14 protein-coding genes are annotated in these 15,633 nt (G+C 68.5%); 7 read left to right on the top strand and 7 right to left on the bottom strand.

Annotated elements, in window-relative coordinates; all coding sequences use genetic code 11:
* Window positions 1–428: 428 nt before the first annotated feature.
* Window positions 429–917 (bottom strand): inorganic diphosphatase, encoded by a 489-nt coding sequence (locus ABZV91_RS22880; RefSeq protein WP_030524167.1) that lies wholly within the window; start codon window positions 915–917, stop codon window positions 429–431.
* 270 nt (window positions 918–1,187) lie between these two features.
* Between ABZV91_RS22880 and ABZV91_RS22875 the strand changes: the two genes are divergently transcribed.
* Genes ABZV91_RS22875 through hpt form a run of 4 tightly spaced genes read left to right on the top strand, consistent with a single transcriptional unit; the run spans window position 1,188 to window position 5,303 of the window.
* Window positions 1,188–2,591 carry a D-alanyl-D-alanine carboxypeptidase gene (locus ABZV91_RS22875; protein ID WP_355245150.1) on the top strand — a complete coding sequence of 468 codons (1,404 nt, stop codon included), beginning with the start codon at window positions 1,188–1,190 and terminating at the stop codon, window positions 2,589–2,591.
* A 14-nt stretch (window positions 2,592–2,605) separates the two neighbouring features.
* The gene (locus ABZV91_RS22870) at window positions 2,606–3,715 is read left to right on the top strand and encodes a zinc-dependent metalloprotease (protein WP_355245117.1); all 1,110 of its coding nucleotides are present in this window, start codon (window positions 2,606–2,608) and stop codon (window positions 3,713–3,715) included.
* A 27-nt stretch (window positions 3,716–3,742) separates the two neighbouring features.
* A complete protein-coding gene (gene tilS, locus ABZV91_RS22865; RefSeq protein ID WP_355245148.1) occupies window positions 3,743–4,738 on the top strand; it encodes a tRNA lysidine(34) synthetase TilS in 996 nt (331 codons plus the stop codon).
* A 1-nt stretch (window position 4,739) separates the two neighbouring features.
* Complete coding sequence (gene hpt, locus ABZV91_RS22860; RefSeq protein ID WP_355245114.1) at window positions 4,740–5,303, top strand: hypoxanthine phosphoribosyltransferase; 564 nt, start codon at window positions 4,740–4,742, stop codon at window positions 5,301–5,303.
* A gap of 52 nt (window positions 5,304–5,355) precedes the next feature.
* Here hpt and ABZV91_RS22855 read toward each other — a convergent pair whose 3' ends face one another.
* From ABZV91_RS22855 to ABZV91_RS22840, 4 genes are all read right to left on the bottom strand, one after another.
* Window positions 5,356–6,240, bottom strand: a complete 885-nt coding sequence (locus ABZV91_RS22855; protein ID WP_355245112.1) for a LysR family transcriptional regulator — start codon at window positions 6,238–6,240, stop codon at window positions 5,356–5,358.
* A 405-nt stretch (window positions 6,241–6,645) separates the two neighbouring features.
* Complete coding sequence (locus ABZV91_RS22850) at window positions 6,646–7,479, bottom strand: SDR family oxidoreductase (protein ID WP_355245109.1); 834 nt, start codon at window positions 7,477–7,479, stop codon at window positions 6,646–6,648.
* Window positions 7,476–9,023 carry an aldehyde dehydrogenase family protein gene (locus ABZV91_RS22845; RefSeq protein ID WP_355245146.1) on the bottom strand — a complete coding sequence of 516 codons (1,548 nt, stop codon included), beginning with the start codon at window positions 9,021–9,023 and terminating at the stop codon, window positions 7,476–7,478. The genes ABZV91_RS22850 and ABZV91_RS22845 overlap by 4 nt, the downstream gene beginning before the upstream one ends.
* Before the next feature lie 166 nt (window positions 9,024–9,189).
* A complete protein-coding gene (locus tag ABZV91_RS22840; protein ID WP_058853359.1) occupies window positions 9,190–9,444 on the bottom strand; it encodes a DUF2277 domain-containing protein in 255 nt (84 codons plus the stop codon).
* A gap of 103 nt (window positions 9,445–9,547) precedes the next feature.
* Here ABZV91_RS22840 and ABZV91_RS22835 point away from each other — a divergent pair, with 103 nt between their 5' ends.
* On the top strand, window positions 9,548–10,363 hold the full coding sequence (locus ABZV91_RS22835; RefSeq protein ID WP_355245106.1) for a DUF1266 domain-containing protein: 816 nt from the start codon (window positions 9,548–9,550) through the stop codon (window positions 10,361–10,363).
* A gap of 100 nt (window positions 10,364–10,463) precedes the next feature.
* Here the strand turns inward: ABZV91_RS22835 and ABZV91_RS22830 are convergent, their stop codons facing one another.
* The gene (locus ABZV91_RS22830) at window positions 10,464–11,213 is read right to left on the bottom strand and encodes an NAD(P)H-binding protein (protein ID WP_355245103.1); all 750 of its coding nucleotides are present in this window, start codon (window positions 11,211–11,213) and stop codon (window positions 10,464–10,466) included.
* Window positions 11,214–11,301: 88 nt separating this feature from the next.
* Here ABZV91_RS22830 and ABZV91_RS22825 point away from each other — a divergent pair, with 88 nt between their 5' ends.
* Window positions 11,302–11,775, top strand: coding sequence for an Rrf2 family transcriptional regulator (locus ABZV91_RS22825; RefSeq protein WP_355245100.1), 474 nt, complete (start codon window positions 11,302–11,304; stop codon window positions 11,773–11,775).
* Between the two features lie 142 nt (window positions 11,776–11,917).
* Here the strand turns inward: ABZV91_RS22825 and ABZV91_RS22820 are convergent, their stop codons facing one another.
* Complete coding sequence (locus tag ABZV91_RS22820; RefSeq protein ID WP_355245097.1) at window positions 11,918–12,916, bottom strand: hypothetical protein; 999 nt, start codon at window positions 12,914–12,916, stop codon at window positions 11,918–11,920.
* A 298-nt stretch (window positions 12,917–13,214) separates the two neighbouring features.
* Here ABZV91_RS22820 and ftsH point away from each other — a divergent pair, with 298 nt between their 5' ends.
* On the top strand, window positions 13,215–15,575 hold the full coding sequence (ftsH, locus tag ABZV91_RS22815) for an ATP-dependent zinc metalloprotease FtsH (RefSeq protein WP_355245094.1): 2,361 nt from the start codon (window positions 13,215–13,217) through the stop codon (window positions 15,573–15,575).
* Window positions 15,576–15,633: the final 58 nt, after the last annotated feature.

Here is a 15,633-nt window from a genome sequence, read left to right as displayed (position 1 = left end):
GCCCCGCCCCTCCGCTCTCGCGCGCCCCCCAACCCCCCGAGACCAAGGGGGCCTCAACCCCGCGCGCCGAAGGCGCGCCAAAAAAACACAGCACCTTCGCGAGCGAGCTCACCTGCCCCACCTGACGAGCGGGTCATACCCCGCCTTCGCCGGTGGAGCCCGCGTCTCCGCCCACCAGGTCAGCGGCCCCCGTGCTCGCGGGTGGAGGTGCTACCCGGACTTCGTGGGCAAGCTTGTTTCCCGCCTGCACAGGCAAGCAGCACACCGACCCCTCGCGACGGATGTAGCCGCCTCGCCTTCCCGAGCGAGGGTGCCACCTCACCTCTACCGGAGCGTGCCCGCTCACCCCGTGAGCAGAACCCCTGTGCCCATGAGGGCGCCGCCGACCTCGCGGTCCGGCCGGCTCGTAGGAGTTCCGCCCACCGGGCTCAGTGCCCCTGCTCTTCCAAACGCTTGAAGGACGCCTGGATCTCGGCTTCCGCTTCCGCCCGGCCCACCCATTCCGAACCCTTGACGAACTTGCCGGGCTCGAGGTCCTTGTACCGCTCGAAGAAATGCTTGATCGCGGCCAGTTCGAACTCCGGGACATCGCCGAGGTCCTGGATGTGGTCCCAGCGGGGGTCGCCGGCGGGAACACAGAGGATCTTGTCGTCGCCGCCGGCCTCGTCGGTCATCTTGTACATGGCGACGGGACGCGCCTCGACGATGACGCCCGGGAACACCGAATCGGGCAGCAGGACCAGCGCGTCCAGCGGGTCGCCGTCCTCGCCGAGCGTGTTCTCGATGTAGCCGTAGTCGGCCGGGTAGGCCATGGAGGTGAACAGGAACCGGTCGAGGCGCACGCGCCCGGTTTCGTGATCGACCTCGTATTTGTTGCGCGAACCCTTGGGGATCTCGATGGTGACGTCGAACTCCACGCCAGCTCCTTTCGCTGCTCTCACGATGCGCCGTGGTGGCCGGCCTCGCCGACGCACCCGGTTGTTCGCCGAGAACGGTAGCCGAACACCGATATTGTTGTCGGCGGGCACATGGGTTCAGCGGGGGCTCGGGTGTGATAGTCGGGGACAAGGGAGAAGACGGGCAACGTGGTGGTGCAGGGCGGCAGCGGTAGGTATGGGTCGGCCTCGCGCCGGCGCCGCGGCGTACGGACTTGGTCGATCATCGTGCTGGTGGTGCTGGCCGGGGCGGTGGCGGTGGCCGCGGTGATCCTGAAACCGTGGACGCCGGAGTTCCGGCACGGGGGGCTCACCATCGCCGCAGCACCCGCTCCCGTCACGGTGTCGCCGGAGGTGGCGCCGGCTCCGGATACCGCGCCCGCCGCCAGCGCGGCGGGTGTCGCGGCGGCGCTCGGGCCGGTGGTCGCCAGTCCCGATCTGGGTGGTTTCGCCGGGTCGGTCACCGATGCGGCCAGTGGCACGGTGCTGTGGAGTGAGCGCGCCGACGAGCCGCGGGTGCCCTCGTCGACGGCCAAGATCATGACCACCGCGGCGGCGTTGCTCACCCTGCCCGCCGATCAGCGAGTGCACACCAAGGTCGTGGCGGGTGCGGCGCCCGATGAGATCGTGCTGGTGGCGGCGGGCGATCCCACGCTCACCGCCCAGCCGGGTGGGCAGGGTTACTACCCGGGTGCGGGCAGTCTGCTGGATCTGGCCGCGCAGGTGCGCAACGCGGATATCCGGGCCGACACGATTCTGGTGGACACCTCCGTCTATTCGGGGGAGACCATGGCCCGTGGCTGGGATCCGGTCGATATCCCCGGCGGTTCCATCGCACCGCTGGAGTCGGTGATGCTCGACGGCGGCCGGCTCGATCCCGCGGGCGAGTATTCACCGCGATCGGGCACTCCGGCGCTGGATGTGGGCCGGCGGCTGGCCACCGAACTCGGTCTGGACCCGGCCAAGGTGCGTGTCGGTACGGCACCGCAGGGCACCAAGCGGCTGGGCGAGGTGGCTTCGGCGCCGCTGCGCGACCGGCTACGCGACATGATGGTGTATTCCGACAATGTGCTGGCCGAGACCATCGGCCGGGAGGTCGCCCAGGCCACCGGGCGGCCGATGTCGTTCGAGGGCGCCGCGGCCGCGGTGGCGGCGGTGCTGGCCGAGCACGGTTTCGATATGACCGGTGTGACGATGTTCGATTGCAGCGGGCTCTCGGTGGACGATCGGATACCGGCCCGGCTGCTGAACCAGATCATCAACACCGCGGCCGGTCCCGAACCGGACACCGAGCCCACCACCTCCGCGCCCGCCCCGCTCGCGCCGCCGCTCGGTGCGGGCGCGGGCCGGCAGCAGCAGCCGGAACCGGCCGCCACACTCACCAGCCGTCTGGTGCCGATGCTGGACTACCTGCCGGTCGCGGGTGGTACCGGCTCGCTGAGCAGCCGTTATGTCACACAGAACCAGGGCGGTGCCGGCTGGGTGCGCGCCAAGACCGGAACATTGTCGGTGGCCAGTACGTTGGCTGGTTACGTGCTGGATCGTGACGGCCGGGTCCTGACTTTCACACTCATGTCGAGCGATCGACCCCCGGAGGTCAGTCGGCCCGCTCTGGACGCCGTCGCGACCACGTTGCGCAACTGTGGATGTTCCTGACGGCTGGAGGGCGCATGACGATTCGACAAGGTCCCGATGGGCCCGGCGCCCGGGCAGTGGCCGAGAACGGCTCCGGTGCGCCGCGACGTACCTTCTCGGGCTCGGTGGATTGGCGCTGGGCGGCCCGTACCGGCGCCGTGCTGGTTCCGGCCGGGCCCCGTACCTCGCGGCCCTTCGCCGAGCAGGCGGTAGCCGAGCTCGGCGAGGCCTCGGTGCGCGCCGAGGCACCCGTGCGGGCGGTGACCGGCCTGCTCGACGACCAGCCCGTGCCCGCGGCCCGGATTGTGGACCGGCCCGGTTGGATCGGGGCCGCGGCCGATTCCATGGCCCAGCTGACCGGTACCGGAACCACGGATCGGTCCGGTCTGTTCACCGGTAAACCGGCCGGGGTGCAGGTGGGCGCCATGCTGGCGTTCCTGTCCACCGCGATCCTGGGCCAGTACGATCCGTTCACCGGTCCGGACGGCACCCTGCTACTGGTGGCCCCGAATATCGTGGGGGTGGAGCGTGCGCTCGCGGTGCCGCCCGCCGATTTCCGGTTGTGGGTCTGCCTGCACGAAGTGTGCCACCGGGTCCAGTTCTCGGCGTCGCCGTGGCTGGCCGGGTACATGCGCGAGAACGTCGAGGTGCTCGGCGAGATCGGTGACGAGGCGACCTCGGAGATGCTGTCCCGGTTGCTCACGGAGGTGAAACTGCGGCGCAGCGGCCAGGTTTCCGACGATCCCGCGTCGCGCGGCGTGGTGGGCCTGCTGCGAGCCACTCAGCCGCCGGAACAGCGGGCGGCACTGGACCGGCTGCTGCTGCTCGGCACCCTGCTGGAGGGGCACGCCGACCATGTGATGGACGCCGTCGGCCCGAGTGTGGTGCCCTCGGTCGAGCAGATCCGCACGGCGTTCGACAAGCGGCGCACTCGCCCCGCGAACCCGGTGCAGCGGTTGCTGCGCGCGCTACTCGGTATCGACGCGAAGGTGGCGCAGTACGTGCGCGGAAAGGCCTTCGTCGACGAGGTGGTGGGCACGGTGGGTATGGAACAGTTCAACGTGGTGTGGACCGATGCCGACACGTTGCCGCGCACCGACGAGATCGACGAACCGCGGCGCTGGATCGCCCGCGTCCTGGACTGAACGGTGCCCTACGCCGAACAGCGGCCGATCCGGCTACCGGAGACCCCCGCGGTGCTGGGCGTGCGGCATGCGGTGCGCGCGTGGCTGGCCGATTTCGGTCCCGAGCGGCGCTGTGTGGCCGTCGCGCTGTCGGGCGGCGCGGATTCCCTCGCGCTCACCGCGGCCGCTCTCGCCGAATCCGCGGAAGTGCACGCCCTGATCGTGGATCACCGGTTGCAGGAGGGCTCGGATGCGGTGGCCGCGACGGCCGCGGTGACGGCGCGTGCGCTCGGCTGCCGGTCGGCGCGGGTGCTGCCGGTGCGGGTCGAGGGCCCCGGCGGCATGGAGGCGGCGGCGCGGCAGGCGCGCTACGCGGCGCTCGACGACGCCCGCTCGGATCTGCCGGTGCTACTGGGCCACACCCTCGACGACCAGGCCGAAACCGTACTGCTGGGACTCGGGCGGGGTTCGGGCGCGCGTTCCATCCAGGGTATGGCCGCCAGCGACGGCCCCTGGGGCCGGCCGCTGCTGGGCGTCCGCCGGGAGACGACCCGGCAGTTCTGCGCCGACCTCGCGCTGACGCCCTACGAGGATCCACACAACTACGCCCCCGAGTTCACCCGGGTACGACTGCGCACCGAGGTGCTACCGCTGCTCGAGGAGGTGCTCGGCGGTGCGGTGGCGCCGGCGCTGGCCCGGACCGCCGCGCAGCTGCGCGAGGACAACGCCGCCTTGGACGCGTTCGCCGGCGAGCTGCTGTCGCGGGCCGGCGCCGAGGCGCCGGCGTGCGCGGTGCTGGCACAGGCCGCGGCCGCGGTGCGCCGGCGGGCGGTGCGGGCCTGGCTGCTGTCCCAGGGTGTGGCGGGGGTGGCCGGAACACATATCCGAGGTATCGACGACCTGGTGATGGCCTGGCGGGGACAGGGCGGGGTCGCGGTGGGGGGCGGTGAGCGGGGGACCCGGTTGGTCGTCGTTCGCGAGCATGGCAGGCTGACACTTGCCCGCACCGATCGGGAACGCCGAGACCGAAGGGAAACCAGTTGACGTGTACGGGGACGATATCGATTCGGTCCTGATCACCGAAGAAGAAATCGCGGCGAAGGTCAGCGAACTGGCCGAACTGATCGCCAAGCGGTACCCGGCGGACGCACCGGAGGGCGATCTCTTGCTGATCGGTGTGCTCAAAGGCGCCATCTTCTTCATGACGGACCTGGCCAAAGCCCTGCCGATGCCGACTCAGATGGAGTTCATGGCGGTATCGTCCTACGGATCGTCCACGTCGTCGTCCGGCGTGGTGCGCATCATGAAGGACCTGGACAAGGACATCGCCGGTCGCAATGTGCTGATCGTCGAGGACATCATCGACTCGGGCCTGACCCTGTCGTGGCTCATGCGCAATCTCTCCACCCGGAACCCGGCCTCGCTCGAGGTGGTGACGCTGCTGCGTAAACCCGACGCGCTGCGCACCCAGGTCGAGGTCGCGCATGTGGGCTTCGACATCCCCAACGAATTCGTCGTCGGGTACGGCCTGGACTACGCCGAGCGCTACCGGGATCTGCCCTACATCGGCACGCTGCATCCGCGGGTCTACGGCGGCGACCAGGGGTGAATCACGAACGGGTGGGCGGGTGCGTCCCGCCTACCCGTTCGATGCGATCCGATCAGGCCGGGATGGCCGGAGGTGCCGCGAAACCGCCGGACACGGCCCGCTGGCCGAATTCCAGAATGGTCGGCCGGGTGTCGTCGGCGCGCCAGGCGACGGCGAGTTCGCACGGTGGCAGGCCGGTGACCGGACGGGCGGTGAGCCCGGGCCAGCGGTACATGGGCACATTGTTCTCGGCGAGCAGGCACAGGCCCAGCCCGAGCCCTACGGCCTCGAGCCGGTCCTCGGGAGTGGCCGCTTCGGCGCCGATGCTGGCGGGGCGGCCGTTGCGGGCGTCGTTGCCGAGCCAGAAATCGCGGACGGCGCCGGCTTCCGCGGGCAGTGCGATGAACCGCTCGTCGAGCAGATCGGCGAAATCGATCATTTCCTGATTGGCGCGGGGATGCTTCTCCGGTAGGAGTACCCAGCGGCGTTCGGTGCGTAGTATCTGCCAGCGATAACGGTTCGGATCGGGTAACGGGAGCCAGACCAGCGCCAGGTCGGCCTGGCGGCCGGCGAGGCCGCTGGACGGATCGGTCCAGGCGGCGGCGTGCAGGGCGAGGCGGTGGCCGCTGGCGCTCTCCAGGTCGTGCAGCAGCCCGCGGCCGAGCGTCGATTGCAGGCCGACCCGCAGGACTTCACCTGCCTCCTGCAGCGAGCTGTTGGTGGTCTCCCAGAGCTCCAGGATCTTGCGCGCGCCACTGAGCAGTTCCTTACCGGCAACCGTGAGCGCGACACTGCGCTGGTTGCGATCGAACAGGACCACATCGAGCTGACGTTCCAGCTGCCGGATCTGACGCGACAGGGTCGGTTGAGCGATGTGCAGCCGTTGGGCGGCGTTGGTGAAGTGCAGTTCCTCGGCGACGGCGACGAAATACCGCAGATCGCGCAAATGCGGGTCCATAGCACCTTGCTATCAGAATCGTTGCCGAATTTCCAGCCCCAATTTGTCCGGTGGGTCCGCATATAGGGGCCGAAACAGTCGGCAGGTTTGTTAGTGACAGCTTATGGGGTGGCGCGGTGATGTGCATCATGAGTTCTTCGTATCGCCGACGGTCGGGCAATACGACGTAAAAATGTGCCGCGTTTACCGTGGTAGAGCTGTTCGTCCAGCGCGTGCTGTCACCTCGGCCCATGGGGCGCGGGTGCGGTCCGGCGCCGGCCGGGCGAAACGTTTTCGTGTCACCTTCTGATCGACCGGGCACGTCAAGTGACATTGATCACAATAGGGTTTCGGTGGGGTTTTCGATGGACCGATGGGCCGCGCCGCGGCCGTCCGGAGACGGGCCGCGGCGCGGCGCGCGGGGGCTCAGCTACCCCGGATCCGCTCCTCGTAGGCCTTGCGCTCATCGGCGTTCACATCATCGAGGAAGGTCTGGGCCGACCCCATCGACCGGCCCAGTGCATCCCCCACCGACTGCGGTAGCAGGTTCACGAACACCGACATGGTGCCCGCCGCGCGGGTCACCCGCGCCTTGGCCCGTGGTTTGGCGATCAGCCGGACCACCGCGGCGGCGATATCCTCCGGTTCGGCCGCGGGCAGACCTTTCGGCGCCGCCACCCCGGAGCCGAGTTCGGTCCGGGTCAGTGTCGGCAGCACCGACGAGAACGCCACTCCGGTGCCCCGGTACTCCTCGCGCAGGGTGTCGGTGAAACCGAGCACCGCGTGTTTGGAGGCGTTGTAGGTGGCCAGGCCCGGAATATGGGTTTCGCCGGCCAGCGAGGCGATATTGATGATGTGGCCGCTGCCGCGGGCGAGCATGCGGGCCAGCGCGATCTTGGACCCCAGGATCACGCCGTAGACATTGATATCCAGAATCCGGCGGGTGATCTGGTCGGTTTCCTCGACCAGCCGTCCGGTCGGCATGATGCCCGCGTTGTTGATCAGGACATCGATCGGCCCGACCTCACGCTCCACATCGTCGAGAAATGTGGTGAAGGACTGGCTATCGGTGACGTCGAGCCGGCCGTAGTAGTCGAAATCGTGGTCGGTGCCCGATTCCTTGACGGTCTTCTCGTCGATATCGCCGATCGCGATCCTGGCGCCCAGCTTGTCCAGGGCGACCGCGGTGGCCAGGCCGATGCCCCGGGCGCCGCCGGTGATGACGACGACCTTGCCGCGAAGCGATCCGGTCCTGCTCATCGGTTCTCTCCCTTGAGGCGCAGCAGTGCGGGGATATCGATCCGGCGCATACCGCGCGCTCCGGCCGCGCGCATGGCGCCCAATCCGATCAGGATCTTGTTGAGGTCGTAGGGCATCCAGGTGAGTTCGCGTTCCTGGGTGGGCAGTATCGGCGTGGTGATCGCCTTGGCCCGGCAGTACTTGCGCACCCCGTTCGCGCCACCCCACCGGGCCCCGACACCGGAATCACCCCAGCCGCCCATCGGCAGCGCGAAATTGAACAGGTTGGCGAAAACGTCGTTGATATTGACCGCGCCCGCGTGCAGGGCCCGGGCGACCCGTTCGCCGCGTGCCTTGTCACCTGTCCACACCGTCGCGGACAGCCCGTACACGGAGTCGTTCGCCAGCCGGATGGCCTCGGCCTCGTCGGCCACCTTCATGACCGGAAGTGTCGGCCCGAAGGTTTCCTCGGTGATGCACGACATGCTGTGGTCGACGTCCACCAGCACGGTGGGTTCGAAGAAGGTGCCCACGCCCGTGCGCCTGCCGCCGGTGAGGACTTTCGCGCCGGCCGCAACCGCTTCGTCGATATGCCGCTGGACGATGCCGACCTGACTCTCGTTGGCCATCGCCCCCACATCGTTGCGGGGCGTGCGATCGTCGCGGCCCTGTCGCAGGGACTTGACGTTGGCAGTCAGTTTTTCGACGAATTCGTCGTAGACCGGTGCCTCCACATAGACCCGCTCGACCGAGATGCAGACCTGCCCCGAGTTGAACATGCCGCCGAAAGCGATGCCGTGGGCGGCGCGATCGAGGTCGGCGTCGGCCAGCACGATCGCGGGGTCCTTACCGCCCAGTTCCAGGCTGTAGGGGATCATCCGCGCCGCGCACGCCGCGGCGATCCGGCGCCCCGTCGCGGTGGAGCCGGTGAACTGGATGTAATCGGCGTGCTCCACCACCGCCGCGCCCGTGGCACCCGCTCCGGTGACGACGGAGAGCACCGGGGGAGCGCCGATCTCTGCCCAGCCGCGGGCGAGTTCGAGGGCGGAGAGGGGAGTCACCTCGGAGGGTTTCAAGATCACCGCTGCGCCGGCGGCGAGCGCCGGGATCACATCGAGCAGCGGCATGGCCAGCGGGAAGTTCCACGGTGTGATCACACCGACCACCGGATACGGCTCGAATACCGTGGTCAGCCGTTTCACCCGGGCCAGCGGGCTGTGCGGGGCGGGATGCTCGTCGGCGAGGAATTTGGCGGCGCGGCGGGCGTAATAGCCGATGAGATCACTGCCGAAGATGGGGTCGATGAGCGAATCGACCCGCGGTTTACCTGTCTCGGACTGTAGGACATCGGCCAGCACCTCGGTGTTGTCGATGATCCAGTCCTGTAGCTCGAGCAGCCATTCCTTGCGCTTGTCGGCGCCGATGGCCTGCCATGCGCGCTGGTGCTCACGCAACTCGGTGACGGCCGCGACGACCCGCTCGGCCGACATATCCGGTACCGAGCCGACCACCTCACCGGTGGCGGGATTCAGGACTCGGATCTCCGAGTCCGGAGGCGGGTCCACGGTTTTCGCCGTGGCGCCGGGTTGTTCCGATTCGGTTTTGGTCACTGCGTTCTCCCACTGCGTCGTGCTCGGAACCGCTGGGCCGATCACTGTGAATCAGCTCACGGATCGATCGTGACACACTGTGCGAGACACCGCGCCCGGTCGCGGTGTCCGATGCCGGGATCTACTGGGGTTCGCGAGCCAACCGGCGCAGTGGCGGCTCGGTTGCCGGGGGCACCCGGCGGTCGGGTAATTCGGCGAGCAGTTCGGTGGTGGCCGCGGCGACGGCGGCGACGGCCTTGTCCACGGCGGGTTTGGTGGCCGAACTCAGCCCGGACAGGCCACCGACTTTTCGCACGTACTGCAGTGCGGCGGCATAGATCTCCTGCTCGGTAGCGGCGGGCTCCAGACCTCGCAAGACGGTGATGTTTCTACACATGAATGCACATTAGCGCTGCGACACAGCCCGTGACAGGGCAAGGAACAAATGTGAAAATGCGTTGCCCGGACCGGGCGCGGCCTGTGCGTCCTAGACTCACGGTATGGCTGCTGCCGGATTCCCCACGCCGACCCCGTTTCCCTATCCGGAGCTCGACAAGCGCGAGGAGGACCACTGGTCCGGCGCGCAGATCGACGACGACCGCCTGCGCGCGTTGTCGCTGGGCGCCTTCTACTCGGCGCGCTGGGACGCCTTCCACGACGCGCTGCTGCTGGGCCCCGAACGTGACCATCCACTCGGCGACCGGCGTGAGCTGGCCATCGACACCCTCACCGGGGCCTGGGGTATCACCGACGGCACCGAGGCGCGCGCGTCCATGGAACAGCTGCTCGAAGGTATGCACGCCCCGCTCTATGCCCTGGTGCATCCTCTGGTCACCGCGTCGCTGAATGCCAGCGAACGCGACCGGTTCGGGGAACGCGCCGATCGGCACCGGGCCTTCCTGCGGCAGGTCGCCTCGTTCCGGGGTATCGACAACTCCGAGGCACTGGTCCGCGACTACGACATCTGGTCCCAGGCGATCAAGATCGGTTTCACCGACCATCTGTCGCGTCCTCTACCGGCCGATATCCACGCCTGGGATCTGGCCCGGGTGGTCGCGGTGGCGCGCATGTCCTACACCGCCGGCTATATCGAAGACGATGTCGCATGGGACTACCTCGCGCGGGCGTTGCCACTGGCCCAGCGCAAATACCGCAACTGGCGGCAGTTCGGCGACGCCTATCTCGCCGGCTGGACCTATTGGCAGGCCTGCGAGGATCTCGCCGAGCTGAAGGACGGTGGTGTCGACCGCCGTCTCGAACTGATGCGCCTGTGGCTCCGCCCGACCAGCCCCTGGCGCCGTATCGGTCTGGTGTAGCCGAGCGGCCCGCGCGCTCCGGCTACCGCCGCGAGCGCGCACCAGGCGGCAGCACCGGCGGAAACCGGCCCAGCCGGTGGCCGCCCGCCACCGCGCGGGCTCAGCCCTGGGTGGCCAGCCACTGGTCGAAGGTCGTCGGGGCGATCCGCGCGTTCTCGGCCGGTAGCAGCGCGTTTCCGGCCATTTCCGGCCCGAACAGGGACGACCAGGTCGGCACCAGCCGGACCGAGCGGCCCCGCGCGTCGTTGGTGCGGCGGGCCATATCGACCAGGTCCTGCGGTTCCGGTCCGGCGATATCGCGATAGCGGCCCTGCGGCGCACCGGTCGCGAGTTCGGCGAGGATATCGGCGACATCGGCCGGTGCGATCGGCTGGACGAGCAGCGGGGCGAGGGTGGCGACGCCGTCCTGTTCGGTCCAGCCGGTGACCGTGGCGGCGAAATCGTGGAACTGGGTCGCCGGGACGATCGTCCACGGGACTTTCCCCTGCTCCACCAGTCGTTCCTGCTCGCGCTTCCCGGCATAGTGCGCGTTGCCCTCCACCCGGCCGACGCCGGCGATGGACAGCAGGACGTGGTGGCCCACTCCCGCGTGCTGCTCGGCCGCCAGCAGATTACCGGTGGCGCTGCCGAAGAAGTCGACGACCTCGGCACGGTCGGTGATTTCGACGCTGGTGGCGTCCACTACGGCATGGACTCCGGCGAGGGCGGCGTCGAGTCCCGCGCCGGTGCGCAGGTCCACGCCGAGTGAGCGGCTGATGCGGACCACTTCGTGGCCGGCGGCCCGCAGTGCCTCGACGGTGAGACTTCCGATATTGCCGGTGGCGCCGGCCACGGCGATTCGCATGGTCATGGGCTTCCTCTTCCAGAGCGCTTCCACTGTCGCCGGAACATTATCTCGGACTAAATAGATCCGCAATATCTTGGATAGAATCACGATCATGAAGTTGCCGGTGAGTACCGAATGGCTGTTGCACTGCGCCACCTCGCTGGCGCAGCTGGAACCGGGAACGACGGCATCGGTGGCGCAGTTGGCGCAGTATTTCGATCTGCCGGCGCCCTACCTCGCCAAACAGCTGCAGGCGCTGGTCCGGGCCGGCGTGCTGACCGCGACCACGGGTCCGCGTGGAGGATTCCGGCTGGCCCGGCCGGCCGGGGACATCACGCTGCTGGAGATCGTCGAGGCGGTGGACGGCGGCGCCGCGCCCTACGAATGCCGCGAGATCCGGCAGCAGGGCCGGGGTGGACTGCCCTCGGAAGAATGCCGCGAGCCGTGCATTCTCGCGGTGAAGATGGCCGAGGCGCATGAGGCGTGGCGGGCGAGCCTGGCCGCCACCTCACTGGCCGGTCTGCTCGCCGAGTTGCCGGAGTGGGCTCCGGAACGGACCCGCCGGCGCCTCATGGGACACCACTAGGCCGAGATGATCCGGCTCGTCGGGCGCGGCCGGACAGAATCGGCCGGTCGGCCACGCGCTGCTCCGCGCAGATCCGCACGCTCCGGGGCCTCACAACCGGCCTGCGGTGGTGGGCCTGGTTCGCCCGCCCGGCCGATCCGGTTCAGATGCCCGGGAGAGAGCGAAGAATTCCGCGGCCGTAGCGCTGGAACTGGGTGTCGTCGACCATCCCCAGGGAGTGCCGCTCCACCAGCAGCTCCCACTCCGAGTACAGATGCGCCACGCTGGGATCCGCGGGACCGGCCGCGCCGTCCACGGCGATCAGCCGGACCGCGAAGTTGATCGCGGTGGCCAGTCGTTCGGAATCGGCGCGATCCAGCGCGGTGAACGACATCGTCGTATTGCCGTCGTGTACTTCCACCAGGGGACGGCGGTCCCGCACCCGGATGTCCTTCACCACCGAAACCGCCTCCTCGGTGGCGCGGGCGCGCATGATGACAGGAATCGGCAATTCGTGGGCGTACGCCTCGCCGGTACCGAGCGAGACCACCAGCAGCCGTGCCGTCGTGACGGTGAGCAGGCACGGATCGTCATCGCCCACCGGCGGGTGGGCGATGACGCTCGCGGTTTCCAGCACGTATTCGTCGGGGGTGACGTAACCGGCCAGATCGGCGACCGCGGGCTCGCCCCGCCCCGTCGCCGACATCCGGCGGACGGCGCGCTCCACATCAGCGCGTACCGGCCCGTGCTCGGTCTGTTCGAGGGGCGGCGCGATCAGTTCGGGAGCGGCGATATCGATCCGTTGCGCGGCCAGGATCTGGTCGTTGATGCGGGCGACGATCCCGGCGGCCGCCGGTACATCGTGTTCGGCGATCAGGACGGGTAGCGGGGTGCGGTCGGCCGGAACGCCGACCAGTACGGGGGTCGGATAGCGCAGATATATCTCGATGACCACCGCGTCGTCGGCCCGCCGGCTGAGTCGCACCTCCAGTAGGTCGGTCACGGCGACGTCGAGGACTCGCTCGCCGTCGCTCTCGGATTCGCCGTCGGCACCGGGACGCAGGACGACCAATCGCCCTTCGCCGTGCCGCACGATTGCTGTGGGTGTCCGTAACTCGACTATGTCCATACCCCCTGCGCTCGGGTCGTACGCGATCATCATCGGTCCTAGCTGCGTGCCATGATTGTGATCACTACGAGATATCACAGACCACGACCCCGGGAACCACCGTGGTTTTCCGGCCGTTTACCTCTTGAACTGCATCACCAGCCGAACTACTGGCTTGCGACGAGTCAGGAAGCGCGATGTATCGACTAGACCGTACGCGGTAACGTGGCATGTCCGCACCCGAATCCGCCCACCGGGCGGTAAGGATGTGGGTTGCGCCGCCCGAGATCGACGCATCGCTAGGCAAGAACGCGGAGACGCCTGAAAGGACTGGCCGCCCGGCCGACGCTCTATGAACCGCAAGACAGTGTTTCGTACCCTGGCGATAATCGCGGGCATTCTGCTCGTGATCTATCTGTTCAGTTACTTCGGCAACGACACCCGCGGCTGGCAGAGCGTCGATACGTCGGTGGCCATCAGCCAGCTCGCCGACAAGGAGAACGTCGCCCACGTTCAGATCGACGACCGCGAACAGCAATTGCGGATCGAACTGAAGAACGGGAACGACGCCACCCAGGGCGCCGACAAGATCATCGCAAAATACCCCGGTGGTAGCGATACCTCGGCCCAGATATTCAAGGCCGTACAGGACTCGGGCGCCCCGTACAACACGGTGGTCAAACAGGAGAGCTGGCTCACCCAGATCCTGCTGTTCGTCCTGCCCATGGTGATCCTGCTCGGCCTGTTCATCTTCGTGATGTCGCGCATGCAGGGCGGTGGCCGTGGCGGCATGATGGGCTTCGGGAAATCCAAGGCCAAACAGCTGTCGAAGGATATGCCCAAGACCACGTTCGCGGATGTGGCCGGCGCCGACGAAGCGGTCGAGGAACTCTACGAGATCAAGGACTTCCTGCAGAATCCGGTGCGCTACCAGGCGCTGGGCGCCAAGATCCCGAAGGGTGTCCTGCTCTACGGCCCGCCCGGTACCGGTAAAACGCTGCTCGCGCGCGCCGTCGCCGGTGAGGCGGGCGTCCCGTTCTTCACCATCTCCGGTTCCGATTTCGTGGAGATGTTCGTCGGTGTCGGTGCCTCCCGCGTCCGCGACCTCTTCGAGCAGGCCAAACAGAACAGTCCCTGCATCATCTTCGTCGACGAGATCGACGCGGTGGGCCGCCAGCGCGGCGCCGGGCTCGGCGGCGGCCACGACGAACGCGAACAGACCCTCAACCAGCTGCTGGTCGAGATGGACGGCTTCGGCGATCGCACCGGCATCATCCTGATCGCCGCGACCAACCGTCCCGATATCCTCGATCCCGCCCTGCTGCGCCCCGGCCGGTTCGACCGGCAGATCCCGGTCAGCAATCCCGACCTGGCCGGCCGGCGTGCCATCCTGCGGGTCCACTCGCAGGGCAAACCGATCTCCCCGGAAGCCGATCTCGACGGTCTGGCCAAGCGCACCGTCGGTATGTCGGGCGCCGATCTGGCCAATGTCATCAACGAGGCCGCCCTGCTCACCGCGCGGGAGAACGGTTCCACCATCACCGGTGACGCGCTCGAGGAATCGGTCGATCGAGTGATCGGCGGCCCGCGCCGCAAGAGCCGGATCATCAGCGAACACGAGAAGAAGATCACCGCCTACCACGAGGGTGGCCACGCGCTGGCCGCCTGGGCGATGCCCGATATCGAACCGGTCTACAAAGTGACGATTCTGGCCCGCGGTCGCACCGGCGGGCACGCCATGACCGTGCCCGAGGACGACAAGGGTCTGATGACCCGCTCGGAGATGATCGCCCGGCTGGTCATGGCCATGGGTGGTCGCGCCGCGGAGGAACTGGTCTTCCACGAGCCGACCACCGGGGCCTCCTCCGATATCGACCAGGCGACCAAGATCTCCCGAGCGATGGTCACCGAATACGGTATGAGCGCCCGGCTCGGCGCCGTGCGGTACGGCCAGGAACAGGGTGATCCCTTCCTGGGCCGTTCCATGGGCACCTCCTCGGACTATTCACACGAGGTCGCCGGCGCCATCGACGTCGAGGTGCGCAACCTCATCGAGGCCGCGCACACCGAAGCGTGGGCGATCCTCAACGAGTACCGCGATGTGCTCGACGATCTGGCGACCGCGCTGCTCGAACGCGAGACGCTGCACCGCAAGGATCTGGAGACCATCCTCGGCGCGGTGCGGAAACGGCCCCGGATCACCGCGTTCAACGATTTCGGTGATCGCGTGCCGTCGGACAAGCCGCCGGTGAAGACCCCGGGCGAGCTCGCCGCCGAACGCGGCGAACCGTGGCCTCCGCAACCCGCCGTCCCCGCCGGTGTGGACCCGCGCGACGGGGTGCCCGGGAATGTTCCGCAGCCCGCGGGTTTCCCGGGCGGCGCGGTGCAGCAGCCCGGTTACGGCCAGCCGCCCAGCGGCTATCCGGCGCCGGCGCAGCCCGCTCCCAGTTACCCCCGTGGTGGCACCCACGGCTCCCGGCCCGACTACGGCGCCCCCGCCGGATGGTCGGCGCCCGGGTGGCCGCCGCGCGAGGAACCGCAGGCCCCGCCTGCCGACCGCGGCTACGCCGGCGGGCAGGAACAGCCCCGGTACTCGCATCCCGACCAGCACCCCGGGCACGACCGCGGGCCCGGCGAATCCGGGTACGGCTCCGGTGAGGATTCCGGCCGTGGTGGTCCGCACTCCTGGGACAGCCCGAACGGTCGGCAGTAAACCTGCGCCGATTACGCTCGGAGGGGTTCGGCGACCGGTGTGTACTGCCGGGCCCGAG

The organism is Nocardia sp. NPDC004568 (assembly GCF_040609955.1).
Lineage (GTDB): Bacteria > Actinomycetota > Actinomycetes > Mycobacteriales > Mycobacteriaceae > Nocardia.
The sequence above is the reverse complement of the archived record's forward strand: the minus strand, read 5'-3'. Positions and strand labels throughout refer to the sequence as shown.

What these genes read in the sequence shown, in the direction of transcription:
- ABZV91_RS22830 (WP_355245103.1), bottom strand. Translation starts at nt 11,213, where the DNA reads ATGACCATGCGAATCGCCGTGGCCGGCGCCACCGGCAATATCGGAAGT.
- ftsH (WP_355245094.1), top strand. Translation starts at nt 13,215, where the DNA reads ATGAACCGCAAGACAGTGTTTCGTACCCTGGCGATAATCGCGGGCATT.
- ABZV91_RS22855 (WP_355245112.1), bottom strand. Translation starts at nt 6,240, where the DNA reads ATGGACCCGCATTTGCGCGATCTGCGGTATTTCGTCGCCGTCGCCGAG.
- ABZV91_RS22850 (WP_355245109.1), bottom strand. Translation starts at nt 7,479, where the DNA reads ATGAGCAGGACCGGATCGCTTCGCGGCAAGGTCGTCGTCATCACCGGC.
- ABZV91_RS22820 (WP_355245097.1), bottom strand. Translation starts at nt 12,916, where the DNA reads ATGATGATCGCGTACGACCCGAGCGCAGGGGGTATGGACATAGTCGAG.
- ABZV91_RS22835 (WP_355245106.1), top strand. Translation starts at nt 9,548, where the DNA reads ATGGCTGCTGCCGGATTCCCCACGCCGACCCCGTTTCCCTATCCGGAG.
- ABZV91_RS22870 (WP_355245117.1), top strand. Translation starts at nt 2,606, where the DNA reads ATGACGATTCGACAAGGTCCCGATGGGCCCGGCGCCCGGGCAGTGGCC.
- ABZV91_RS22840 (WP_058853359.1), bottom strand. Translation starts at nt 9,444, where the DNA reads ATGTGTAGAAACATCACCGTCTTGCGAGGTCTGGAGCCCGCCGCTACC.
- ABZV91_RS22825 (WP_355245100.1), top strand. Translation starts at nt 11,302, where the DNA reads ATGAAGTTGCCGGTGAGTACCGAATGGCTGTTGCACTGCGCCACCTCG.